The organism is Roseburia amylophila, from assembly GCF_025567465.1.
Lineage (GTDB): Bacteria > Bacillota > Clostridia > Lachnospirales > Lachnospiraceae > Roseburia_C > Roseburia_C amylophila.
In genome coordinates this window covers 118,116-142,834 of the sequence record NZ_JAOQKI010000009.1, presented here as the reverse complement: position 1 = coordinate 142,834, position 24,719 = coordinate 118,116, and the positions used below count along the sequence as shown (strand labels likewise).

26 protein-coding genes are annotated in these 24,719 nt (G+C 41.1%); all 26 read left to right on the top strand.

The window, feature by feature from the left end; all coding sequences use genetic code 11:
• Positions 1-72: 72 nt before the first annotated feature.
• Positions 73-708, top strand: a complete 636-nt coding sequence (gene sigK / locus OCV43_RS07880; RefSeq protein WP_227700910.1) for an RNA polymerase sporulation sigma factor SigK — start codon at positions 73-75, stop codon at positions 706-708.
• A gap of 219 nt (positions 709-927) precedes the next feature.
• Complete coding sequence (locus OCV43_RS07875; RefSeq protein ID WP_022243322.1) at positions 928-2,466, top strand: YifB family Mg chelatase-like AAA ATPase; 1,539 nt, start codon at positions 928-930, stop codon at positions 2,464-2,466.
• A gap of 5 nt (positions 2,467-2,471) precedes the next feature.
• Positions 2,472-3,566: a DNA-processing protein DprA gene (dprA, locus tag OCV43_RS07870; RefSeq protein WP_262623797.1), complete on the top strand. Its 1,095-nt coding sequence runs from the start codon at positions 2,472-2,474 to the stop codon at positions 3,564-3,566.
• 34 nt (positions 3,567-3,600) lie between these two features.
• The gene (gene topA, locus OCV43_RS07865; protein WP_022243320.1) at positions 3,601-5,691 is read left to right on the top strand and encodes a type I DNA topoisomerase; all 2,091 of its coding nucleotides are present in this window, start codon (positions 3,601-3,603) and stop codon (positions 5,689-5,691) included.
• 91 nt (positions 5,692-5,782) lie between these two features.
• The gene (codY, locus tag OCV43_RS07860; protein WP_022243319.1) at positions 5,783-6,556 is read left to right on the top strand and encodes a GTP-sensing pleiotropic transcriptional regulator CodY; all 774 of its coding nucleotides are present in this window, start codon (positions 5,783-5,785) and stop codon (positions 6,554-6,556) included.
• Positions 6,557-6,787: 231 nt separating this feature from the next.
• Complete coding sequence (flgB, locus tag OCV43_RS07855) at positions 6,788-7,177, top strand: flagellar basal body rod protein FlgB (protein WP_117698276.1); 390 nt, start codon at positions 6,788-6,790, stop codon at positions 7,175-7,177.
• Positions 7,178-7,199: 22 nt separating this feature from the next.
• Positions 7,200-7,643, top strand: a complete 444-nt coding sequence (gene flgC / locus OCV43_RS07850) for a flagellar basal body rod protein FlgC (RefSeq protein ID WP_022243317.1) — start codon at positions 7,200-7,202, stop codon at positions 7,641-7,643.
• A gap of 27 nt (positions 7,644-7,670) precedes the next feature.
• Positions 7,671-7,982, top strand: a complete 312-nt coding sequence (gene fliE / locus OCV43_RS07845) for a flagellar hook-basal body complex protein FliE (RefSeq protein WP_022243316.1) — start codon at positions 7,671-7,673, stop codon at positions 7,980-7,982.
• A gap of 21 nt (positions 7,983-8,003) precedes the next feature.
• Entirely contained in the window at positions 8,004-9,611 is a 1,608-nt protein-coding gene (locus tag OCV43_RS07840; RefSeq protein WP_262623796.1) for a flagellar M-ring protein FliF C-terminal domain-containing protein, read from the top strand.
• Positions 9,612-10,619 carry a flagellar motor switch protein FliG gene (gene fliG, locus OCV43_RS07835; RefSeq protein WP_022243314.1) on the top strand — a complete coding sequence of 336 codons (1,008 nt, stop codon included), beginning with the start codon at positions 9,612-9,614 and terminating at the stop codon, positions 10,617-10,619.
• The gene (locus OCV43_RS07830) at positions 10,612-11,403 is read left to right on the top strand and encodes a FliH/SctL family protein (RefSeq protein WP_262623795.1); all 792 of its coding nucleotides are present in this window, start codon (positions 10,612-10,614) and stop codon (positions 11,401-11,403) included. The genes fliG and OCV43_RS07830 overlap by 8 nt, the downstream gene beginning before the upstream one ends.
• A 10-nt stretch (positions 11,404-11,413) precedes the next feature.
• Positions 11,414-12,721, top strand: coding sequence for a flagellar protein export ATPase FliI (gene fliI / locus OCV43_RS07825; protein WP_022243312.1), 1,308 nt, complete (start codon positions 11,414-11,416; stop codon positions 12,719-12,721).
• A gap of 9 nt (positions 12,722-12,730) precedes the next feature.
• Entirely contained in the window at positions 12,731-13,177 is a 447-nt protein-coding gene (gene fliJ / locus OCV43_RS07820; protein WP_022243311.1) for a flagellar export protein FliJ, read from the top strand.
• Positions 13,178-13,192: 15 nt separating this feature from the next.
• Positions 13,193-14,017: a MotE family protein gene (locus tag OCV43_RS07815; protein WP_022243310.1), complete on the top strand. Its 825-nt coding sequence runs from the start codon at positions 13,193-13,195 to the stop codon at positions 14,015-14,017.
• A gap of 35 nt (positions 14,018-14,052) precedes the next feature.
• A complete protein-coding gene (locus OCV43_RS07810; RefSeq protein ID WP_227700915.1) occupies positions 14,053-15,528 on the top strand; it encodes a flagellar hook-length control protein FliK in 1,476 nt (491 codons plus the stop codon).
• A 13-nt stretch (positions 15,529-15,541) separates the two neighbouring features.
• Complete coding sequence (locus OCV43_RS07805) at positions 15,542-16,264, top strand: flagellar hook capping FlgD N-terminal domain-containing protein (RefSeq protein ID WP_118057400.1); 723 nt, start codon at positions 15,542-15,544, stop codon at positions 16,262-16,264.
• 30 nt (positions 16,265-16,294) lie between these two features.
• The gene (locus OCV43_RS07800) at positions 16,295-16,693 is read left to right on the top strand and encodes a TIGR02530 family flagellar biosynthesis protein (RefSeq protein WP_022243307.1); all 399 of its coding nucleotides are present in this window, start codon (positions 16,295-16,297) and stop codon (positions 16,691-16,693) included.
• Positions 16,694-16,774: 81 nt separating this feature from the next.
• Positions 16,775-18,481 (top strand): flagellar hook protein FlgE, encoded by a 1,707-nt coding sequence (locus OCV43_RS07795; RefSeq protein WP_262623794.1) that lies wholly within the window; start codon positions 16,775-16,777, stop codon positions 18,479-18,481.
• A 254-nt stretch (positions 18,482-18,735) separates the two neighbouring features.
• Positions 18,736-19,536, top strand: a complete 801-nt coding sequence (locus tag OCV43_RS07790; RefSeq protein ID WP_117841168.1) for a motility protein A — start codon at positions 18,736-18,738, stop codon at positions 19,534-19,536.
• On the top strand, positions 19,536-20,369 hold the full coding sequence (locus tag OCV43_RS07785) for an OmpA/MotB family protein (RefSeq protein WP_118057398.1): 834 nt from the start codon (positions 19,536-19,538) through the stop codon (positions 20,367-20,369). The genes OCV43_RS07790 and OCV43_RS07785 overlap by 1 nt, the downstream gene beginning before the upstream one ends.
• Positions 20,370-20,380: 11 nt before the next feature.
• Complete coding sequence (locus OCV43_RS07780; protein ID WP_117699053.1) at positions 20,381-20,893, top strand: flagellar basal body-associated FliL family protein; 513 nt, start codon at positions 20,381-20,383, stop codon at positions 20,891-20,893.
• A 42-nt stretch (positions 20,894-20,935) separates the two neighbouring features.
• The gene (fliM, locus tag OCV43_RS07775) at positions 20,936-21,916 is read left to right on the top strand and encodes a flagellar motor switch protein FliM (RefSeq protein ID WP_022243302.1); all 981 of its coding nucleotides are present in this window, start codon (positions 20,936-20,938) and stop codon (positions 21,914-21,916) included.
• Positions 21,917-21,919: 3 nt separating this feature from the next.
• Entirely contained in the window at positions 21,920-23,086 is a 1,167-nt protein-coding gene (fliY, locus tag OCV43_RS07770) for a flagellar motor switch phosphatase FliY (RefSeq protein ID WP_227700917.1), read from the top strand.
• Positions 23,087-23,106: 20 nt separating this feature from the next.
• Positions 23,107-23,469, top strand: a complete 363-nt coding sequence (locus OCV43_RS07765; protein WP_022243300.1) for a response regulator — start codon at positions 23,107-23,109, stop codon at positions 23,467-23,469.
• A gap of 1 nt (position 23,470) precedes the next feature.
• A complete protein-coding gene (locus tag OCV43_RS07760; RefSeq protein WP_022243299.1) occupies positions 23,471-23,869 on the top strand; it encodes a flagellar biosynthetic protein FliO in 399 nt (132 codons plus the stop codon).
• Complete coding sequence (gene fliP, locus OCV43_RS07755; RefSeq protein WP_022243298.1) at positions 23,862-24,719, top strand: flagellar type III secretion system pore protein FliP; 858 nt, start codon at positions 23,862-23,864, stop codon at positions 24,717-24,719. The genes OCV43_RS07760 and fliP overlap by 8 nt, the downstream gene beginning before the upstream one ends.

Genomic DNA, 24,719 nt, shown 5'->3' with positions numbered 1-24,719 from the left:
AAAAAGGAGGAAAGGCACGAAGAACCTGGCAGACGCATAGAATATAATAAATCGCTTTTTAAGGGTGCTGTATTGAAAACATTTTTATCTCCATTGACTATACAGGAAGAGAAGCAATATTTAAAGCAGCTTGGGGAAGGCAGCCTTGAAGCAAAACATATTCTGATAGAACATAATATGCGTCTGGTAGCACATGTGGTAAAAAAATATCAGAATGTGGAAGAGGATATGGAAGATCTGATATCGATTGGAACCATTGGATTGATTAAAGCAATCGATACCTTCCGGGTAGAAAAAGGAAATAAGCTGGCAACTTATGCAGCGAGATGCATCGAAAATGAACTTCTGATGTATCTGCGCAGTAAGCGTAAAATTGCCAGGGAAGTGTCTCTTTATGAGCCAATCGGAACAGATAAAGAGGGAAACCAGATACATTTACTGGATATTGTAGAGCATAACGAACCGGATGTGGTGGAGCAGATGGAGTATGACAGAAATGTGAAGACATTATATGAAATACTGCCCCGGGTTCTAAACAGGCGGGAACAGATTATCATAAACCTGCGCTATGGTTTAAAAACGGACTGTCCGGTGACACAAAAGGAGATTGCAAAAAGTTTAAATATCTCGAGATCCTATGTTTCACGAATTGAAAAAAGGGCATTGGAGAAGCTGAAAGCTTATTTTGAAAAAGGTTACAATTATTAAATTTTTATAATGTGTTAAATTGGTATTTGAAAAGGATGGATTTCATGATATGATGAGTCCATCTTTTTTATCGAAATAAATGATGAATAACCCATCTTGGGGCTGCTCATGTAAATTGCAGAGTTCTTCTGCAGAAAAATCCCGGACAAACAAAATGAACAGAGAAAATGAAATAATTACAAAAAACAGAATAATTGCAAAACAGAAAGGTGAAATTTAATGTACAGTATTGTATCAACGGCAATCGTGCGTGGCATTGAGAGCATTCCTATCCGCGTGGAAGCAGATGTGACGGATGGTATGCCAGTGTTTGAAATGGTAGGATTTTTGTCGGCAGAAGTGCGGGAGGCAAGAGAGCGGGTGCGGACAGCCCTTAAAAATTGTGGATACCGTCTCCCACCAAAACGGATTACGATTAATCTCTCGCCGGCATATGTAAGAAAATGCGGTTCGTCCTTTGATTTGCCGGTAGCAGTGGCAGTGCTTGCAGCAATGGGGATTATTCCGAAAGACAGGCTGGAACAGCTTCTGATTGTAGGAGAAGTAGGACTGGATGGAAGAATAAAACCGATTCATGGAGTATTGCCCATCGTGACAAAGGCTGCACAGGAGCGGATGGACGCCTGTATGGTGCCGGTGGAAAATGCCAAAGAAGCTGCATTGGTAAAAGGAATCCGTCTGTTTGGTGTAAACACACTGGAAGAAGTGATAAAAGGCTTTAATGATGAAATTAAATTCTGGGAGCCTGAGAAAGAAGAAATCGGGCATGAGAAAAAGGTTAAGAGAAAAGAAGTACCGGATTTTTCAGAAATTAATGGACAACAGTTTGTGAAAAGAGCCTGTGAGATTGCGGTAAGCGGCAGACATAATCTCCTGATGATTGGACCACCGGGCGCAGGAAAGACAATGATTGCAAGGAGAATTCCGGGTATTTTACCGGAGATGACAGAAGAGGAGGCCCTGGAGGTAACAAAAATATACAGTGTAAGGGGACTTTTGACGGAAAGTGAAGCATGGATGGCAGAACGTCCTTTCCGTAATCCACATCATACCATAACACCACAGGGACTGGCAGGTGGTGGAATGGTTCCGGGACCGGGAGAAATCAGTCTCGCCCACCATGGTGTACTCTTTTTAGATGAGCTGGCGGAGTTCCGGCGGGAAACTTTGGAAATTTTAAGACAGCCTATGGAAGAACACTGTGTAAAGCTTGCAAGGCTTGCCGGAAATTATGAATTTCCGTCGGATTTTATGCTGGTGGCTGCCATGAATCCCTGCCGGTGTGGATATTATCCGGATTTGAACCGCTGTCATTGCACGAAAGGAATGGTGGAACAGTATTTAAAGAAAATCAGTCAGCCTTTATTGGACAGAATTGATATCTGTGTAGAGACAAAGCGTGTGGAATATCAGGATTTAATTAAAGAAAATCCGCATCAGGAGACTTCGGCAGAAATCAGAAAAAGGGTGGTTGCAGCTATGGAGCGGCAGCAGCAAAGGTTTGCTGGAACTAATATTCGTTATAACAGTAGAATTCCGGCGGCATTACTGACAAAATATTGCAGATTATCGACAAAACAAAAACAGTATATGGAAAGCATTTATCAGAAGCTGGAATTGACAGCCAGATCTTATCATAGAATTTTGCGGGTGGCGAGAACCATTGCAGATATGGACGGTTCAGATGAAATCCTAACCAGACATTTAAGTGAGGCGGTCTGTTATCGGAATGTAGATAAGAAATTCTGGGAGGGATAAATGGAATGAAATATAAATACTGGCTGGCGTGTATGGCACAGATGGCAGAAAACATTGGAACCGGAAAAGTGGAAAAACTGTTTCGTTTTGCCGGAAGTGCAAGAGCCTTATATGACATGTCAGAAAAGGAATTAATGCAGATTTCGGGCATTACTGAAGCAGATGTGAAGTCTGTTCTTACCTATAAAAAAGCATGGAACTTAGAAGAAGCATGGGAGAATTTAAAAAGAAGCGGACTGTATCTTGTAACAAGAGAGGATGAAAACTATCCGAAACGTCTTTTATATATCAATAAGCCACCTTATGGAATTTTTTATAAGGGCAGTCTGCCACCGGAAGATAAGAAAAGTATTGCTATTGTGGGAGCAAGAAGATGCAGTGAATACGGTCGTTACTATGCAAAACATCTGGCGGAACTGGCAGTAAAAGCAGGCTGCATTATAATCAGTGGACTGGCAGCAGGAATTGATGGAGCAGCCCACAGTGGTGCCATGGCGGCAGAGGGAGAAACTTATGCTGTTATGGGATGCGGGGCAGATTACTGTTATCCCAGACAGAATCAGAGTCTTTATCAGACCATGACACAAAAAGGCGGAATTCTATCTGAATATATGCCGCAGACAAAACCTTTGGGAAAGTTGTTCCCACAACGGAACCGGTTAATCAGCGGGTTTTCAGATGTGGTAGTTGTAATAGAAGCAAAGGAGCGGAGTGGTTCATTGATTACGGCAGACTTTGCCTTAGAGCAGGGAAAAGATATTTATGCACTTCCGGGGCGTGTTGGAGATGTGTTAAGTGGAGGCTGTAACCGCCTGATACGGCAGGGGGCTGGCATCATAGTGTCTCCGGAGGAATGGTTTAAGGATCTTGAAATTGATCTTGCCAATATAGTAGTTTCCAATGCTTTTTCAAAAAAGGTACTTGAAAAAGATGAAGGGGTGGTGTATAGTGTTCTCGATTTGCAACCGAAAAGTGCCCAGCAGATTTTGGAAGAAACAAAGCTACCGGTAGACCGGATGTGTGAGATACTGCTGACGCTGGAAAATGCAGGTTTTATCAAAGAAGTATATAAGAATTATTATATAAAAATGCATGAATAACCGTATAGAGAGAACAAAATAAAGGAGCAGGGTTATGGCTAAATATCTTGTTATTGTTGAGTCACCGGCAAAAGTTAAAACAATTAAAAAGTTTCTGGGGAAGAATTATGAAGTGGATGCATCCAATGGACATGTGAGAGATTTACCGAAGAGTACATTAGGCTTTGATGCAGAACACGGATTTGAACCAAAGTATATTACCATCCGGGGAAAAGGTGATGTACTTGCAAAATTAAGAAAAGAAGTGAAAAAAGCAGATGTCATTTATCTTGCAACTGACCCGGACCGTGAGGGAGAGGCAATTTCCTGGCATTTATATCAGGCACTGAATCTGGCAAATTCTGATAAAAAGGTTTACCGGATTAGTTTCAATGAGATTACCAAGAATGCAGTAAAAACTTCTTTAAAAAAACCGAGAGACATCGATATGGATTTAGTGAATGCCCAGCAGGCGCGCCGTATGTTAGACCGTATGGTGGGTTACCGGATCAGCCCGTTATTATGGGCAAAGGTAAAAAGAGGCTTAAGTGCAGGACGTGTACAGTCTGTGGCATTGCGTTTGATCTGCGACCGTGAAAGTGAAATCAATGCATTTATACCGGAAGAATACTGGACCTTAGATGCCAGCCTGAAAGTAAAAGGTGAGAAGAAACCGTTAACTGCAAAGTTTTACGGAACAGCAAAAGAAAAAATGAATATCACCTCAAGAGAACAGGCAGATGCTATTATGGCAGAGCTTGAAAAAGAAAAATTTGCCGTAACAGATGTGAAAAAAGGGGAACGTAATAAAAAGGCTCCACAGCCGTTTATCACCAGTACCTTACAGCAGGAAGCATCCAAGGTATTGAATTTCTCCACACAGAAAACCATGCGCTTAGCACAGCAGTTATACGAAGGTGTGGATGTAAAGGGAATCGGAACGGTTGGTCTGATTACTTACCTGAGAACAGATTCTGTCCGTATTTCAGAAGAAGCAGATGCTATGGCACGCAGCTTTATTGCAGAGCAGTATGGCGAAAATTATGTTTCTTCCCATGTAGAGGAAAAGAAGAGCAGTAACAAGATTCAGGATGCCCATGAAGCGATTCGTCCGTCTGATATTACAAGAACACCGGTAATGGTAAAGGAATCTTTATCCAGAGACCAGTTCCGCCTGTATCAGTTAATCTGGAACCGTTTTACTGCAAGCCGTATGAGTGATGCAAAATATGAGACAACATCCGTAAAAATCGGTGCTGGAAAATACTTTTTTACCGTAGCAGCATCCAAGCTTGTATTTGAAGGATTTATGTCTGTATACACCAATGAAGATGAGGAAAAGAGCACACAGAATGTGATGCTTAAGTCCATTGATAAAGATACAGAATTAAGTTTTGATGCATGGGATGAAAAACAGCATTTTACACAGCCCCCTGCTCATTATACCGAGGCATCTTTGGTAAAGGCATTGGAGGAACGTGGAATTGGAAGACCAAGTACCTATTCTCCGACCATAACCACCATTCTTGCCAGAAGATATGTGATTAAGGAAAATAAAAACCTTTATGTTACCGAGCTTGGTGAAGCAGTAAATTCCATTATGACAGAAGCATTTTCCAGTATCGTGGACGAACATTTTACCGCTAATATGGAGTCGCTGCTGGATAGCGTGGAAGAGGGAACCGTAAACTGGAAGACAGTAGTAAGCAATTTCTATCCGGATTTGGATGAGGCAGTAAAGAAGGCAGAAAAAGATCTGGAAAAAGTGCAGATAGCAGATGAAGTAACCGATGTAATCTGTGAAGAGTGCGGCAGAAATATGGTAATTAAATACGGCCCGCATGGTAAATTCTTGGCGTGTCCTGGATTCCCGGAGTGCCGTAATACCAAACCGTATTTTGAGAAGATTGGTGTTGCCTGCCCGAAATGCGGCAAAGATATTGTACTACGTAAAACCAAGAAGGGCAGAAGATATTACGGATGTGAGAATAATCCGGAATGTGATTTCATGTCATGGGCAAAGCCGTCATCTGAGAAATGTCCGAAGTGCGGAAGTTATATGGTAGAAAAGGGCAATAAGCTTGCCTGTTCCAATGAGCAGTGTGGCTTTTCAGAGGAAAAACCAAAAAAGGATGAAAAGAATTAAAAGTACAATTCAAATCCTTGAATTATCAGAATAAACATGATAAAATATTAAACAGTCTAGTTATTCTGAATATAGCGTGGAGGATATAAGTATGAGCGTTCAGCTGTTGGATAAAACAAGAAAAATAAATAAGCTTTTGCACAATAATAATTCGTCAAAGGTTGTGTTCAATGATATCTGTGAGGTTTTGACAGAGATATTGGATTCCAATATCCTTGTTATCAGTAAAAAAGGAAAGGTACTCGGAAGCAGCCAGTGCCGTGGAATTGATGAGATTCATGAACTGATTGTTGATGAAGTAGGCGGGTTTATTGATTCTATGCTGAATGAAAGACTGCTTGGAATTCTTTCCACAAAGGAAAACGTCAATCTGGAAACATTAGGATTTGAATCAGATATTAAGAAATATTCTGCAATTATTACACCGATTGATATTGCTGGTGAGCGGTTAGGAACATTGTTTGTATATCGTTATGATAACCAGTATGACATTGATGATATTATTCTCAGTGAATATGGAACAACGGTTGTCGGACTGGAAATGATGCGTTCTGTGAATGAGGAAAATGCGGAAGAGACCAGAAAAGTACAGATTGTGCGTTCAGCAATCAGCACACTTTCTTTTTCAGAGTTAGAGGCAATTACTCATATTTTTGATGAGTTAAACGGAACAGAAGGTATTCTTGTAGCCAGCAAAATTGCAGATCGTGTAGGAATTACACGCTCCGTTATTGTAAATGCATTGCGTAAGTTCGAAAGTGCAGGAGTCATCGAATCCCGTTCTTCCGGAATGAAGGGAACTTATATCAAAGTTGTAAATGATGTGGTGTTTGATGAACTTGCCAGAATCCGCAAGGCAGATTAGCTACAGAAATTAATAAAATAAATAAAGAATATAAAAACAGAGCACACGGATGGTGTATCGGATAAAGGGATTTATAGTGGAAAAAAGCTGTAAATCCCTTTTATATTGTGTAGCCAATTGGAAAAAACACTAGATAATGTAAAAATAAGAAAAAAATACTTGTGTTTTTTACAAGATTATTTATAATAAAATATGATGCAATAACAATATGGATAACTATGGAGGTGCAGTATGATAAGTTCAAATGCGTTTGACTATATGAATGTGCTGAATAAGGCCGCAAGTGCGAGCTGGGAAAGAGAACAGTTAATATCAAATAATATTGCAAATGCTGATACACCTGGATATAAACGCCGGGATTTGGATTTTGAAAGTACATTGGAATCCGAACTGGGCAAAAGCAAATATGTTTCACTGGATGACAAGGTGGCAAATATCCATATGGACCATCTGAATGCAAAGACATATATCGATAATGCCTCTTATTCTTACCGTCTGGACGGCAACAATGTTGACCCGGAGCAGGAGAATGTAGAGCTTGCCTCAGAAACAATCCGTTATCTGGGATTGACCAACAGTATCAGTCAGGAAATATCACGGTATAAAACTGTTATTAAATAAAATTGTGTGGGAGGAATAAAGAATGGCATTATTTCAGTCGTTTGATATCAGTGCGTCCGGTATGACGGCACAGCGTTTTCGTATGGATACCATTTCTGAGAACGTAGCAAATGTAAATACAACCAGTACAGAGAATGGAACACCTTACCGCAGAAAAATCGTAACTTTTTCGGAAAAAGGCGTAACTCCATTCAGCAAAGTGCTTTCTGATTCCCGGGAAGGCTATGTGGGAAACGGAGTAAAGGTTTCTTCAGTGACAGAAGATTATTCTACTGATTTTACTATGGAATATGACCCATCCAATCCGGATGCGGATGAAAATGGTTATGTGTCATATCCGAATGTGAATATAGTAACAGAAATGACGAATCTTATTGATGCCAGCAGAGCATATGAGGCGAACGTAACAGCTTTTGATGCAAGCAAACAGATTGCACAGGCAGGATTACAGATTGGTAAATCATAAAAGATATTTGGAAAGGTGAGATAAACGATGAATGTTAATGTATTAACAGGAGTTTCGTCAGATGTTTTTAATACACAGAATGCAGCTGCAACACAGCAGTCAAACAGCGCGGAAAGCTTTGATAATATTCTTGCAACGGCAATGAACATGGTGAAGGAAACAAATAATTATCAGAACAATGCAGAGGAAGAGGAAATTAAATTTGCATTGGGAGAATCAACCAATACCCATGAATTGCTTGTGGCACAGGAAAAGGCCAATATTGCATTATCCTATACAGTTGCAGTAAGGGATAAAGTAATAGATGCTTACAAAGAAATTATGAACATGCAGATTTAGTATAGGTAGGATGAGTAGATTATGCCAGACAGATTGAAAGCAATATTAGAAAAAATAAAAGAGTGGTGGCTGAAGTTTACAACAAAGCAGAAGACGCTTCTTATCAGTATTACGGCTGTAGTAATTCTTGCATTGGTGATACTGGCTGTCGTGATGACGAAACCTACGATGGTTCAGCTGATAACCTGTGAGGATGCAACGCAGGCATCATCTGTAAAAGACCTTTTGGATGGAAACAGCATAGATTATGAGGTTTCTTCTGATGGAATGACTTTTTCGGTAAATGCAAAGAATCAGGCAGATGCAAATATTTTGCTTGGCTCAAACAGTATTCCGACCAACGGATTTACCATTGATGATGCATTAAGCGGCAGTATCAGCACAACGGAAGCTGATAAGAGTAAACGGTATCAGGTTTTTTTGGAAGATAAATTTGCAAAAGAACTGGAAAATATGGATTTGATTAAGTCGGCAGATGTTAACTTAAATATTCCGGAAGATGATGGAACCTTAGTTACAAGAAATCAGGAATCTTATGCCAGCGTTAAGCTGGAACTGAACGGAGAGATGTCCGAAGACCAGGCGGCATCTTTAGCAAGATATATAGCAACTGAGATTGGCAATTCTTCCACGGATAATATTACGATTATTGACTCTAATTCCAACCTTTTATTTGCGGGTGGAGAAGAGAGTACAGCAATCGGAACTGCCAGCACACAGCTCAGTTATCAGACAAAGAAAGAAACACAGGTGAAGAAGGCTGTTACAGATGTGATTAAGGGAACAGACCTTTATGATACGATTGATGTAGGATTAAATTTAAAGCTGAATTTTGATCAGGTTACAACTAATGAGAAAAATTATTCTGCACAGGGAGACAGGGATGAAGGACTGATTACCCATGAGGACCGTTATCAGTCAGACTCAACCGGTGGTACGTCGGGAACACCGGGAACAGACTCTAATGGAGATGGAACAACTTATGTACTTCCGGATGGAAGCACATCAGAAAGCTCTATTACAGATGATTCCATTGACCGTGCACTGGATGAAAAGAACACCCAGACCATTGGCTCTGTAGGGGATATAGAATATGACCAGTCATCCATATCTGTAACGGTAGCCCGTTATGTGACTTATAATGAGGATACCTTAAAAGCAGATGGTACTCTGGACAATATGACCTTTGATGAATTTGTAACACAGAATAACAACCGGGTAAAGGGAACGGTAGATCAGGATCTTTATACTATGGTATCTAATGCAACCGGTATCCCGACATCTAATATTTCGATTGTCAGCTATGATATTCCGATGTTTGAATATTCTAAGGGCAGCGGCAGGGGCTTTCAGGATTACCTGCAGATTATTCTTGCGGTTCTGATATTTGCACTGTTAGGATATGTGGTATTCCGCAGTACCAGAAAAGAAAAAGAAACTGAGATTGAACCGGAACTTTCTGTAGAATCATTGCTTGAGACAACCAAGCAGGCAGAACAGGAAGATTTGGAAGATATTGGTTACAATGAGAAGTCAGAGATTCGTGTCCTGATTGAAAAATTCGTAGATGAAAATCCGGAGGCTGTTGCGTCGTTGCTTCGTAACTGGCTGAATGAGGAGTGGGAATAAATGGGAACAGAAGAATATAATGGCATTCAGAAAGCGGCGATATTGCTGATAGCATTAGGACCGGAGAAGTCGGCCAGTATTTTCAAACATTTAAAAGAAGATGAAATAGAAGAACTGACACTGGAGATTGCAAATACCAGAAGTGTGTCACCGCAGACCAAAGAAAGCGTATTAAACGAATTCTATCAGGTATGCCTTGCACAGCAGTATATTGCAGAAGGAGGTATTGGCTATGCCAAAGAGCTCCTGGATAAGGCATTAGGCAGCGACAAGGCACAGGAGGTTATTACAAAACTGACAGCATCCCTTCAGGTTCGTCCGTTCGAATTTGTACGAAAGACAGATCCGAGTCAGGTGTTGAACTTTATTCAGGACGAGCATCCGCAGACCATAGCCATGATTTTGTCATATCTGTCACCGGCACAGTCTGCAATGATTTTAGGAGCCCTGACACCGGAGAAGCAGGCGGATGTTGCAAAACGTATTGCCAAGATGGACAGAACTTCACCAGATGTAATCAAAGAGGTAGAGCGTGTGTTAGAGAGAAAACTATCTTCCCTGATCAATCAGGATTACACAATTGTGGGTGGTGTAGATGCTATCGTTGGTATTTTGAATACGGTAGACCGTGGAACAGAGAAACATATTATGGAATCCTTAGAAATCGAAGAGCCGGAGCTTGCAGACGAAATCCGCAAGAAGATGTTTGTATTCGAAGACATCCTGTTGCTGGACGACCGTGCAATCCAGCGTGTGCTGCGTGATGTGGACAACAATGACCTTGCTGTTGCACTGAAGGGTGCCAACGAAGAGGTTCAGAATGTTATCTTTAAGAACCTGTCCAAACGTCTTGCTGCCATGATTCGTGAAGATATGGAATTCATGGGTCCGGTAAGAATGAAGGATGTAGAAGAAGCACAGCAGAAGATTGTTGGTATTATTCGTAAACTGGAAGACTCCGCAGAAATTGTAATTTCCCGTGGCGGAGGTGATGAGATTATTGTCTAATTTATATAAACAGCGTTTTATCACGAATGAATCTGAGAGCCGCGTGATTAATTCCAATACGCTGGCATACCGTATTTTAGAAGAACAGTCCCGGGCTCTTGCAAAGACACAAGAACCGGAACAGCCACAGGCAGAGTCAGGTGGATTTGTAGAAGGAATTGCTGCACCACAGGTGGAAACAATTGATTATGAAGCAGAGGCAAAGGAAAAAGCAGAAGAAATTTTAGCACAGGCAAATGCCGAAGCAGACGAAATCCGAAAAGCAGCCCGGGAGGAAGCAGACGAGCTTCGCAAGAAGGCTATGGAAGAGGGACATGCCGAGGGCATGGAACAGGGAATGCAGGAAGGTGCTGCGGTTTATGATGCAAAGTTAGAGAGCATTGGAAAAAGGGAACAGCAGCTGCAGGATTCTTATCTGGAACAGATGCGGGAACTGGAACCGAAGCTTGTACATACAATTACAGATGTGGTTTCCCATGTTTTTCATGTGCAGTTCCATGATAAGGATGAGATTGTACTTTATCTTGTAAAACGGGCAATGGAATCCATTGACGGACCGAAAGAATTTACAATCAAAGCAGGTCCGAAACAGGCAGCATATCTGGAAGAACATAAACAGGAGCTGTTAGAATGCGTGGGACAGAATGCAACTTTGGATTTAGTTACTATTCATTCCATGACTGAAGGAGAATGTATCATAGAGACAGATACAGGAGTGTTTGAGTGTGGAATGGATGTACAGCTGGATAATCTGATTCGTGATATACAGTCATTGTGTATGTGAGGAAAAAAGAGTGACATGTGATTTGGAAAAATATCAGTTACTTTCGGATAAGACATATTATACCTGCCTGGGAAGAGTGTCTAAGGTAGTAGGTCTTACCATTGAATCTATCGGACCGGAAGCAAAACTGAATGACTTGTGTAAAATATATCGGGATAGAGAGCAAAAAGAATATGTCATGGCAGAGGTAGTCGGTTTTAAGGATAACCGGCTGTTATTGATGCCTTTTGACAGTATTGAAGGTCTGGGTGTTGGATGTATCGTAGCAAATACGGGACATCCTTTGTCTGTTTTGGTGGGAGATGAGGTTTTAGGCCATATTCTGGATGGAATTGGACGACCGACAGATGTGGATGAGATTCATACCGATAAGGAATATCCGATTGAAGCCCCACCACCAGATCCGATGAAGCGTGAAATCATCAGTGAGGTATTACCACTGGGAGTTAAAGCGGTGGATGGATTAATTACCATTGGAAAGGGACAGCGTATTGGAATTTTTGCGGGTTCCGGAGTTGGTAAGAGTACCCTGCTTGGTATGTTTGCAAGAAATACCAAAGCGGATATCAATGTAATTGCCCTGATTGGAGAGCGGGGCAGAGAGGTGAGAGAATTTATTGAACGGGACCTTGGCGAAGAAGGTATGCGCCGTTCGGTGGTAATTGTGGCAACTTCAGATAAACCGGCATTGATTCGTAATAAAGCAGCCAAAACTGCAACAGCTGTAGCGGAATATTTCAGGGATCAGGGAAAAGATGTACTGCTGATGATGGATTCACTGACCCGATTCTCCATGGCGCAAAGAGAAATCGGACTTGCTACCGGGGAACCACCGGTTACCCGTGGATATCCGCCAAGCGTGTATTCGGAAATGCCGAAATTATTAGAGCGGGCAGGAACAGCAGAAAGAGGTTCTATTACCGGACTTTATACGGTGCTGGTAGACGGTGACGATTTTAATGAGCCGATTACCGATACAGCAAGAAGTATTCTGGATGGACATATTGTGTTATCCAGAAAATTAGGACATAAGAATCATTATCCGGCAATCGATATTTTGCAGAGTATTTCCCGTGTAATGAGTTCCATTGTTTCGGCGGAGCATAAGGCGGTGGCAGGAAAGCTGAAAAATGTACTGGCAACCTATCAGGAAGCAGAAGATTTGATTAATATTGGCGCTTATAAGAGCGGCTCCAATGAAGAAATTGATTATGCGGTTTCTAAGATAAAAGCGGTCAATGAGTTTCTGTGTCAGAGAACTGATGAAAAATTTACATTTGAAGAAGAATTGGCATTGTTGGAAGATGTATTCAAGTAGGAATGAGATATGGCAAAATTTATTTACCGGATGCAGAATATTTTAGATATTAAATTAAAACTGGAAAGTCAGGCAAAGATTGCATACAGCCAGGCAAATGCAGCACTCCGGGAAGAAGAGGCAAAGCTTTTAAAACTCTTTGAGCGGAAGAATGCATATGATAACCGGGCAAAAGAGCTGGTTGAAGGCAAAATAGATTTGCTGGAAATAAAAAAATGCAGACAGGCAATTGAAAGCATGAAGGTGTTGATTCGAAGACAGATGATGCAGGTGCAGGTAGCAGAGAAAAATGTGGAAGCCGCCAGGCAGAAACTGGAAGAAGTTATGAAAGAGCGAAAGACGCAGGAAAAACTACGGGAAAAAGATTTTGAAGATTTCAAACAACAACTGGTGCAGGAAGATAACAAGGTAGTAGACGAACTGGTAAGCTATAGCTATGGCAGACCGAAAAAATAGACAGGTGGTGTAACGATGGCAGAAGAAATGGATAAGAAAGCAGCAAAGAAAGCGGAGAAGGCAAGAAAGAAGGCAGAAAAAAAGGCTGCAAAGAACATGGAAACTGATTTGGAAAATACAGAAGAAGAGGAAGGCGGTTCTTCAAAACTGGCAGTTGCTCTGGTAACATTGGTCATCATTATTGTATGGCTGGCAATACTGGCACTGCTGATTAAATGGGATGTTGGAGGATTTGGCTCTACGGTAATGCGTCCACTATTAAAAGATATTCCGTATGTCAACCGGATTTTACCGGACTCTGAGGACGATCTTTCTACGGAAGAGGATTATCCATATAAGAATATGGATGAAGCGGTAGCTTACATAAAAGAACTGGAGCAGGAACTGGCACAGGCACAGCAGGGGAGCAGTGAAAACAGTGCTTATATCGCGGATTTGGAAGCACAGTCCCAGAAGCTGAAAGAATATGAAGCAAATGAGGCTGCATTTGAAGAAGAAAAAGAAAAATTTTATAATGAGGTTGTTTTTTCGGACCAGGCACCCGATATAGAACAATATAAGGAATATTATGAGAGCATTGATCCGGATAATGCGGAACTTTTGTATAAACAGGTAGTGGAACAGCAGCAGACAGACAGTAAGATATCTGATTATGTTAAGGGCTATTCCCAGATGAAACCGAAGGAAGCAGCAGCCATATTTGACACCATGACAGATAATCTGAATCTGGTGGCACAGATATTGGAAAATATGGATGCGCAGTCAAGAGCTGATATTCTAGGGAAAATGAATTCTGATACAGCCGCAAAGGTGACAGAAATCATGAATCCTTCAGAATAAATAAAATTGAATAAAGAAGAAAGGAGGAAGAATACATGACGAGTGCAAAGATTTCGGGAATGGTATCAACCCCTGGAACTTTAGACACAGGACTTTCCAAAGTGACGGGCACTGTGGAAAAAGGGTTATGTGCAACTGCACAGGCAAGCTTTGCTTCTGTGATGGAACAGAAAACATCCGGTTATGGAAACCAGCAGCTTACCAGTGGAAATCCGGTAGGAAAAGAACCTGCAGCAACAACCACACAGCCGGCAGCTGTAGCAGACAGCGCAAAGAAACTGAATGTAAAGGAGAATTCTCCTACACAGAAAGTGGAAGAGCTGCAGAATCAACTGGAAGACACAAAGGATGCATTTGAAACTGGTGTAAAAGAAATTCTGAAAGATGAACTTGGCGTTTCGGATGAGCAGGTAGAAGATGCTATGTCTATACTGGGATTGCAGTGGATGGATTTACTGAACCCGGCAAGCCTTTCACAGCTTGTGACACAACTGACAGGAACTGAGGATGCCTGTTCACTGCTTATGAGTGAAGAATTCACAAATATTATGCAGAATACAGATGAGTTGGTTCAGAGCTTAAGTGAGACACTTGGAATTTCTAAGGATGAGTGGGTAGCATTACAGAATCAGTTGGCAGAACTGACAGCGGATTTTAACGAAACAGTGGATATGGCAGATGGCGGCGTGCAGGAAATTGCTCCACAGACTGATGCGACAATTACTTCACAGGATACAACAGTAATGGCAGCTACAGTTCAGATGACCCATACTACAGAAGAAACACAGAATGTACAGCCGGAAGAAGAGACAGAAGATGCAGCGCCGGTAATTCAGGTGAATGCGTCAGAGGATGCACAGACTGAAAACAATGTATCAGAGAATGCGTCCGGTGAAATGGGCGAGCCAGCAGCCCAGTCACAGAAAACGAAAGAGAGCAGTGTAAATGAACATGCGCAGAATATGGAATTTCAGGTAAGAGCAGAACAGCAGACTGTAGCACCGGAAGAGGTAAATAAGGTGGCATCCCGTACAACCATTGATGTGCAGGATATTATGAACCAGATTACAGAATTCGCAAAAGTGAATCTCTCCCCAGAAAATTCATCCATTGAGATGCAGCTGAATCCGGAAAATCTCGGAAAAGTATATTTACACATTGCAGCAACCAAAGAAGGAAATATAACTGCAGAACTGGCAGTAAGCAGTGAAACAGTAAAGACCGCTTTGGAAGCACAGATTGCAGACCTTCGAACCAGTTTAAACCAGCAGGGAATCAAAGTAGATGCAGTCGAAGTTGCAATAGCAAGTCATGAATTTGAACGGAACTTAGAGCAGAATGCATCTGGAGAAGAACAGCAGGGCAGTCAGAGAGAAGAATCTGGAAGAACAGCCGGAAGAAGATTGTTCCGTGGAGAATTGGACGAGTTATCCGGGCTTATGAATGAAGAAGAAGCATTGGCAGCCCAGATTATGAAAGACCATGGAAATACCATGGATGTAACAGCGTAGAAAGGAGCACAAAATGATAACACAGCTTATAAAAAATGGAGAGGTTGTGGATACCAGTGCAGAATCAAATTCCTCATCCTCTACTTCCAAAAAATCCGGAGGTAGTCTGGATAAAGATGCGTTTTTACAACTGTTAGTAGCACAGATGAAATATCAGGATCCATTGGAACCAACAGATAATACAGAGTATATTTCACAGTTGGCAACATTCTCACAGTTAGAGGAAACCCAGAATATGCAGGCATCCTTACAGGAGATGGAAGCAAATTCACTGGTGGGAAAACAGGTAGTACTTCGTGTTACATCTTCTGCAACAGGCGAGACATCCGATGTTACCGGAACAGTAGACAGTGTAATCCATGAGAACAATAAGACTTATCTTATGGTAAATAACAACCTTTACTCCATTGACGATTTATATTCTGTTATGGACGACAGTTACATGGATGCAATCAGCCTTGCAAAATCATTTTCACTTGCAATTGCATCATTACCTTCAGCAGATGAACTTACACTGGATAATGCAGGTACACTGACTAACCTTCGGAAAGCATATGACAGCATGACCAGTTATCAGAAGTCATTCATTAAACAGAGTGATATCGATAAACTTGTAAAACTGGAAGAGAAAATGAAACAGTTACAGGCTGCCGCAGGAGAAAACGGTGATAAGACAGAAGGTAACGGTGGTACAGAAGACAAAAAAGATACAGAAGAAACAGGGAAAGCAGAGTAAACCACGGAAGGTTATTAGGGAGATGAAAGCATGAATAAGATAGCAAATCAATTCACTTCCATTGAACAGGTAGCAGACCAGTATCTCAATCCTTCGAAGAGTAATAAAACGCAGCCGGAGCAGGGAGCTTCTTTTGCGGAGGTATTAAAAGAAAAGCAAAAAGCAGCAGATGTTTCCGAAGTGAAATTTTCGAAGCATGCAAGCATGCGGTTGTCTACCCGGAATATCAGTCTTTCAGACCAGCAGAGTGAACGCTTGGAAGCGGGTGTGGAGATGGCTGAGAAGAAAGGAATCAAAGAATCCTTAGTAGTAGTTGATTCGCTGGCATTCATTGTAAATGTACCGAGCAGGACAGTTGTAACAGCAATGGACCAGAATGAATCAGAAAATAATGTTTTTACAAATATTGATGGTGCAGTAATAGCATAGCCGGACCTTATGGAGGCTGTGAGAACCCTGACTGACAGATGGGTTCTGCGTCAGACATCAAATTTAGGAGGTCATTTCATTATGATGAGATCAATGTATTCTGCTGTGTCAGGACTTAAGACACATCAGACAAAGATGGATGTTATCGGTAACAATATTGCCAATGTAAATACCGTGGCATTTAAAGAGTCCAGTGTAACATTCAGCGAGATTATGTATCAGACAATTTCCGGTGCATCCGGAGCAAATGCAACAACCGGAACCGGTGGAATTAATGCTAAGCAGATAGGTCTTGGTGTAACCACAGGTTCTACTTCCATCGACATTACTTCCGGTGGAGCAGCCCAGACAACCGGAAAAGCATTTGACTTAAGAATTACAGATAAGGGTAATACAACAAGTTTCTTTGTTGTAAGCAATGGTACTGAAAATCTTTTTACCAGGGCAGGTTCTTTCTATATCGATGGCTCAGGAAATCTTGCCATGACATCTACCGGATACAATGTTATGGGATGGCAGGTAGACCCGACCACCGGACAGATTAAAAAAGACCAGGTATCTGCACTTCGTATCATGCAGGAAAGCAATCTTACTTCTCCGGCAGAAGCAACAACGAATGCAGTTTGTGGTGGTATTGTAGATAAAAACAGTACAGAAATAACCAGTGAAAGTGGATATGCCATGAATTTGAATTTCTTCGATGCATTGGGATATTCCTATACCGCAAAATTTGCAGTCAAAGGTGTAGATACCGATGCCGGAACTTATACTGTTGAGTTAAGTGCTATTTATGATTCTTCCAATAAGAATATCTTAGAGGAGTTTTTGGCAAACGGTGGAAATCTTTCTGATGTATTTGGAGCAAATGCCAGCGGTGGAATTACTAATGCACAGACTGCTTACAATGCAATCAGTACAGAGTGGACAGATACCGGAGCATCTAATTCCTTTGGCGGAAATACATATCATCAGTTCCGTAACAGCAGTGGTGAAATGTACTATATCAATACAACACAGAATGCCGCTACCGGACAGTATGACAGCAAAGTATATCGTGCAATTACTTCAGCCGGTGGTGTAGTAAAAGGATACGAAGCAGTAACGGACGTATCACTTTCTGATATTTATACCGGGTTACAGCCTGGTGCAACCATCAACAGCATTACTGATGGTAATCCACCTACTATTGAAGCAACAGCAGTAAATTACGAACTGAAGTTTGATACTGGTACTGGAAAAGGTAAATTTGTTTCCGTGGGTGACAGCACTAACGGCTCAGTCACATTGAACATGAAACAGTTAGGCGACCAGTTTGAAAATATTTCCATTGATTTTACACAGTGTAAGAATTCTAATAATGGTGGAACATCTACTGTTGGAATGGATGCGGGAGCAATTGATGGAACAACCGGAACAGGTAAGAAGCTTGGAGCATTAACCGGTGTATTTGTAGATACCAATGGTAAAATTTACGGTTCTTACGATAATGGTAATACTGTTCTTTTGGGCCAGATTGCATCTGCCCGCTTTGCAAATGCAGCCGGACTTGAAAAAGTAGGAGATAACTGCTACCGTACTACTTTAAACTCCGGTGAATTTGATGGAATTGGTGTCGAAATTACTTCAAACGGAAGTACCATGAATTCCGGAGAACTGGAAATGTCCAACGTAGACCTGTCTTCTGAATTTACCGAGATGATTACCACGCAGAGAGGTTTCCAGGCAAACTCAAGAGTAATTACTACATCCGATACGCTTCTTGAGGAGTTGATTAATCTGAAACGATAATAAAAATAGTCAGATATAGCGAAAAATAATATAAAAACAGTACATATAGGGGGACTATATTTGATAGTTCCCCTATATATGGTATAATAGAAAATGGAATTGTTTCTAAAATAATTGTAAAAAAAGTAGACATTTTGCTGAAAGTTTAGTAAGATTATATAGAAATGAAAATGAAAATACAAAAAGGTGGGTAACAAGGACCATTTTCAAAAGAATGGTGTTCCCATAATTTTATAGAAATGTAGGTGGATAAATTGGATATAGCATCACTTATTGGTACCTTGATGGGACTTGCAATGGTTTTATTTGGAATTATTCAAAGTGCAGGTGTATCGGCAATATGGAATACATATATGGACTTCCCATCCGCTGTTATTACGATTGGAGGATCTATTGCTGGTGTTCTGGCATGTAACAGTATGGCAGATTTCATTAATGGCTTTAAGTCAGCGGGAAATGCTTTTAAGTTACATAAGAATGACCCGAGTGAGATTATTGGAAATATCATTAATCTTTCAAATATTGCCAGAAAAGAGGGGCTTCTTGCATTGGAAGAAGCAGCGAATGATATTGATGATGACTTTCTGAAAAAAGGAGTTATGCTGGTAGTAGATGGAACTGACCCGGAACTGGTGCGTGGAATTCTGGAAACAGATTTGGGCTGCATTGAGGACCGGCATAAGAAAGTAATCGGCTTCTGGGAAAAGTGGGGAGAATTAGCTCCGGCTTGGGGTATGATTGGTACCCTGATTGGTCTGATTAATATGTTGAAGGATTTACAGGATGCATCTTCCATCGGACCTAATATGGCAGTTGCCCTGATTACAACATTGTATGGTTCGCTGATATCTAACTGGATCTGTAATCCGATTGCATCAAAGATGTCAGATAATAATGCCAGAGAAATTATAATGAAAGAGGTTACCGTTGAGGGACTTTTGTCTATTCAGGCAGGAGAAAACCCTCGTGTAATAGAAGAAAAACTGAAATCATTCCTGTCACCACAGGCAAGAGAGGCTTATAATGCACAAGATGAAGCCGGAGGTGAAGAATAATGGCGAGAAAGAAGCGGGAACCGGAAGCAAAGCCGGCGGCTGGCTGGATAACCACCTTTAGTGATTTGATGAATCTGTTGCTGTGCTTTTTCGTGTTGCTTTTTTCCATGTCTACCGTTGATGCAGAGAAGTTTCAGATGGTGATAGCCTCGCTGCAGAGCAGCTTAAGTATTATGCCGGCAGGCAGTATGAGTATTGGCGAGGGAGAAATGGTGGGCAACGGAATCAGCCAGTTGCCGAATATTGATGTTTTTTTTGAAACGTCCTCAGGAGAGGATGGGGATTCCCAGGGTGGCAAAACAGAAGAGACTGAGACTGAGACAGATGTAGCAGAGCAGTATAAAGAACAGGCATTGTCGGAATCAGAACAAATGGCAGAACAAATCGAGCAGCAGATAGAGGCGGGGGGATTACAGAATCAGGTGGAAGTAGATTTTAATGCCGAGTATGTAAAACTTACATTAAATGGAGCAATATTATTTGATTCGGCAAAGGCAAATATCCGGGAAGATGCCCAGCCGCTGATTGCTAAAATAGGAACTATCCTGGAAAACTATGACAGCAATGTGATTGAAATTGAAGGACATACCGACAATGTGCCAATCCATTCGTCAAAATATGAAAACAATAATGTACTGTCCATGTACCGGGCACTTTCTGTGGCGGATTTTATCCGGGATAATACCACATTGGATCCGGCACTGATTAAATCCTCAGGAAGAGGGGAATATGTTCCTGTAGCAGATAATACTACAGAGGAAGGCAGAGCAAGAAACCGTCGTGTTGAAATTAAGGTATATAATTCATATAATTCCGGCGGCGCTACAGAATAGGAGGAAATGAGATGAAGAAGAACCTTATGTCAGTGCTTATTTTGGCACTGGTTCTGGTGAACCTGATTTTGACAGGAATACTTACAATAACAATCCTGCCGCAAACAAAGAAATCCAATGAGCTGGTAAACAAGGTATGCAGTGCAATTGATCTGGAGCTGGAGAGTGGGGATGGAACTGAGTCTGCCAGCATTCCAATGGACCAGATTGTGACCTATAAAATTGAAGATGCCATGACAATCAATTTAAAAACAGGTGCAGATGGCGAAACTCATTATGTAAAGCTTACAGCATCCATTTCCATGGACAGCAAGAACGATGGATATAAAACCTATGGCGAAGATATGGCTGATCGTGAAACAATTTTAAAAGATACCATTAATAGCGTAATTAATACCTATACAATGGATGAATTTAATGCGGATCGGCAGGCGGTTAAAGACGCTATACTGGCAGAACTACAGAAGCAGTTTGGTTCAGATTTTATCATTGCAGTCAACTTCTCGGAAGTAACTGTAGTATAGGATTAAAAATAGTAAGCATGAAATATAAGGTGGTGAGAGTCCGTGAGCGAAGTTTTATCTCAGAATGAGATAGATAACCTGCTTCAGGCATTGAGCAGCGGCGAGCTGGATGTAGAAGAAATGAAGGACAATGGCGAGAAGCAGATTAAGAATTATGATTTCGCCAGACCTTCCAAGTTTTCAAAAGAACACTTAAGAACACTGGAGATTGTGTTTGAACATTATGGCAGACTGATATCCACAAATCTTCCGGTTTATCTAAGAAAAAATATTCAGGTTGAGGTGATGAACTCTGAAGCAGTTACCTATTCTGAGTTTTCAAATGCACTTTCTAATCCGGTGGTTCTTGGTATTGTTAATTTTTCTCCATTGAAAGGTTCGGTTATTCTGGAGATTGCTTCAAATCTTGCATATACCATGGTGGATCGTATGCTTGGTGGAAGCGGAGAACCATTAGCGAAAGTCCGTGACTTTTCAGAAATAGAGTTGCTGATTATAGAAAGAATTATGGGAGTCTGCGTCGACCTGCTCCGGGAACCGTGGGAAAATGTTGTGGATTTACATCCAAGACTGGAACGTATTGAAACAAATTCGCAGTTTGCCCAGATTATTTCTCCGAGTGAAATGATTGCAATTATTACAATTAATGTAAAAATAGGGGATGTTGAAGGTCTGATGAATATCTGCCTTCCGTATCTTACTTTGGAACCTGTTATGGACAAGTTGAATACAAAATACTGGTATTCTACCATGCAGGAAAAAGATGAACAGCGTTATACGGAAGCAATTGAAACTTTGATTTCAAAAGCACCGATACCTGTAAAAGCAATTTTAGGTAACAGCACCATATCGGTAAACGACTTCATGAATTTACAGGTGGGTGATATAGTTAGATTGGACACGAAAGTGGACCAGGAGCTGGATGTTTACGTTGGAAACATTCGTAAGTTTACTGCATTGCCGGGAGCTTCGGGTGATGACTATGCAGTAAGAGTAATGTCAGTAATTAGAGAGGAGCAGTAAGTGATGGATGGAGTACTATCGCAGGAAGAAATCAATGCCCTGCTAAATAATCCGGGTGCATCATCAGATACGGCAGATGGACAGCTGAGTGATTCAGAAAAAGACACAATCGGTGAAATTGCTAATATCAGTATGGGTACCGCAGCAACGACATTGTTTTCGCTGGTGAACCGTAAAGTGGAAATATCCACACCGGTTGTTACCATGGCAAACTGGGACGACGTGGTAAAGGCGTATGAGCGTCCGTGTGTATTTATACGAATCGGATTCACCGTTGGATTGGATGGAAGCAATATCCTGATATTAAAGGAGCATGATGTTAAGGTCATTACAGATCTTATGATGGGAGGAGACGGAACCAATACAGACGTGGAACTGGGAGAGCTTCATTTAAGCGCAATCAGTGAAGCAATGAATCAGATGATGGGTTCTGCAGCTACTTCATTATCATCCATGCTGAATAAAAAGATTGATATCAGCCCGCCTGTTGCAGATCTGATTGATCTGACAGGAAATATTGATGAGGGAGCAATTGATGATTTCCTGACACAGCCATTTGTGAAAATCTCTTTTAAAATGGAAATCGGTGATCTTGTGGACAGTGAAATCATGCAGCTGTATCCGGTATCTTTTGCAAGAGAGATGTGTAAAAGTATTACGGAGACCATGACAGGTGGAAACGAACCAATACAGGAAGCAACACCACAGCCGGCACCGGCTCCTGCACCACAACCACAGGCAAGCCAGACAGCACCACAGCCTCAGCCAATGATGGGACAGCCGATGATGGGGCAGCCAATGATGGGACAGCCGATGATGGGGCAGCCAATGATGGGACAACCTGTAGATATGTCGGCAATGTATGCAAACCAGCAGGTAAATGTACAGCCGGCTCAGTTCCAAAATTTTACTGGAGATATGAATGGGGTATTTCCAAAGGAAAATATTGATCTTATTATGGATGTACCATTAGAAGTAACCGTGGAACTGGGAAGAACCAGTAAATCCATTCATGATATATTGGATTTTGCTCCGGGAACAATCATTGAATTGAATAAGATTGCTGGAGAACCAATTGATGTACTGGTAAATGGAAAGTACGTTGCAAAAGGTGAAGTAGTTGTAATTGAAGAAAGCTTTGGTGTAAGAATTACAGAGATTATTAAATAATTAGCAAGGAGATAACTAATATGGCAAAGAGTATTTTAATTTGTGATGATGCAGCTTTTATGAGAATGATGATTAAGGATATCCTTACCAAAAATGGATATACAGTTGCCGGGGAAGCAGAAAATGGAGTAAAGGCAATCGAAAAATATAATGAAGTACATCCAGACCTGGTACTGATGGATATTACCATGCCGGAGATGGACGGAATTCAGGCATTAAAAAAGATTAAAGAAGCAGATGCAAATGCATGTGTAATTATGTGTTCTGCAATGGGTCAGCAGGCAATGGTTATTGAAGCAATCCAGTCTGGTGCAAAGGATTTTATTGTAAAACCATTTCAGGCAGAACGTGTTCTTGAAGCAGTAAAAAAAGTAGTGGGTTAATATGATATTACTGAGTAGCAGAACATCGGGCGTACAAAGCTTTTTCCAATTGATAGGTGTATTGCTGATATTTGTTTTTGTGCTTGCAATTACATATTATGTAACAAAATGGATTGCCGGATATCAGAAGCAACATAATTTTCAGAAGAATATGCGGGTAGTGGAGACTATGAAACTCACTACAAATAAGTATATTCAGATTATAGAGGTGGGAGAGACCTATCTCGTAATCGGAATCGGAAAAGATGAAGTGACGATGTTAGCACAGCTTACAAGGGAACAGTTAAATGATGTTTCGCTGGAAGATACGGTGAAATATCAGAATACAGGAGAAAGTTTCTCTAACATTATGAAACAGTTCAAAGAACATTTACCGAAGAGCAGGCATAAGGATGAGTAATTTTAAGAAGAAATACTGTCTGGTATCTTTTATATTTGCGGTTATTGCAGTTGTTGTTACACTGGTGGCATTTGTACCACAGAAAGCGTATGCGGCATCTGTAAATATACCTGGGGTAACTGACAGCAGTAATAGTAATCAGTCAACTGAAAATGGCAATGGTACAGATGGAACAGCATCCTCTGGTAATAATGGACTTTCTGTTAATATTAATAATGGAGAGGGAAATTTATCCGGAACAGTTCGGATTTTTCTGGTACTGACTGTAATTGCGTTAGCACCATCTATTCTTATTATGCTGACTTCCTTTACCAGAATTATTATTGTGCTTCATTTTGTAAGAGCAGCAATTGGAACGCAGACTGTTCCGCCAAATCAGGTGTTGATTGGACTGGCGTTGTTCCTTACCCTGTTTATTATGAGCCCGGTTTTTACACAGATTAATGAAAATGCATTGAAACCGCTGGATGCCGGTGAAATCACGCAGGAACAGGCCTTTGAGGCAGGAATGGAGCCAATCCGTGAATTTATGTTTAAACAGACACAGGCAAAGGATATCAATACATTTTGTGACATTGCCGGCGTGACTTATGAGACACAGGATGATATATCCAATACTGTGCTGATTCCGAGCTTTATTTTAAGTGAGCTGAGACAGGCATTTATTATTGGATTTGTTATATATATTCCGTTTATTGTAATTGACATGGTAGTAGCATCTGTCCTTATGTCGATGGGTATGATGATGCTTCCGCCAACTACGATTTCTCTTCCGTTTAAGATTCTGCTGTTTGTGCTTGCTGATGGATGGAATCTTGTTATCAGGGAACTGGTAGAGACATTTTACTGA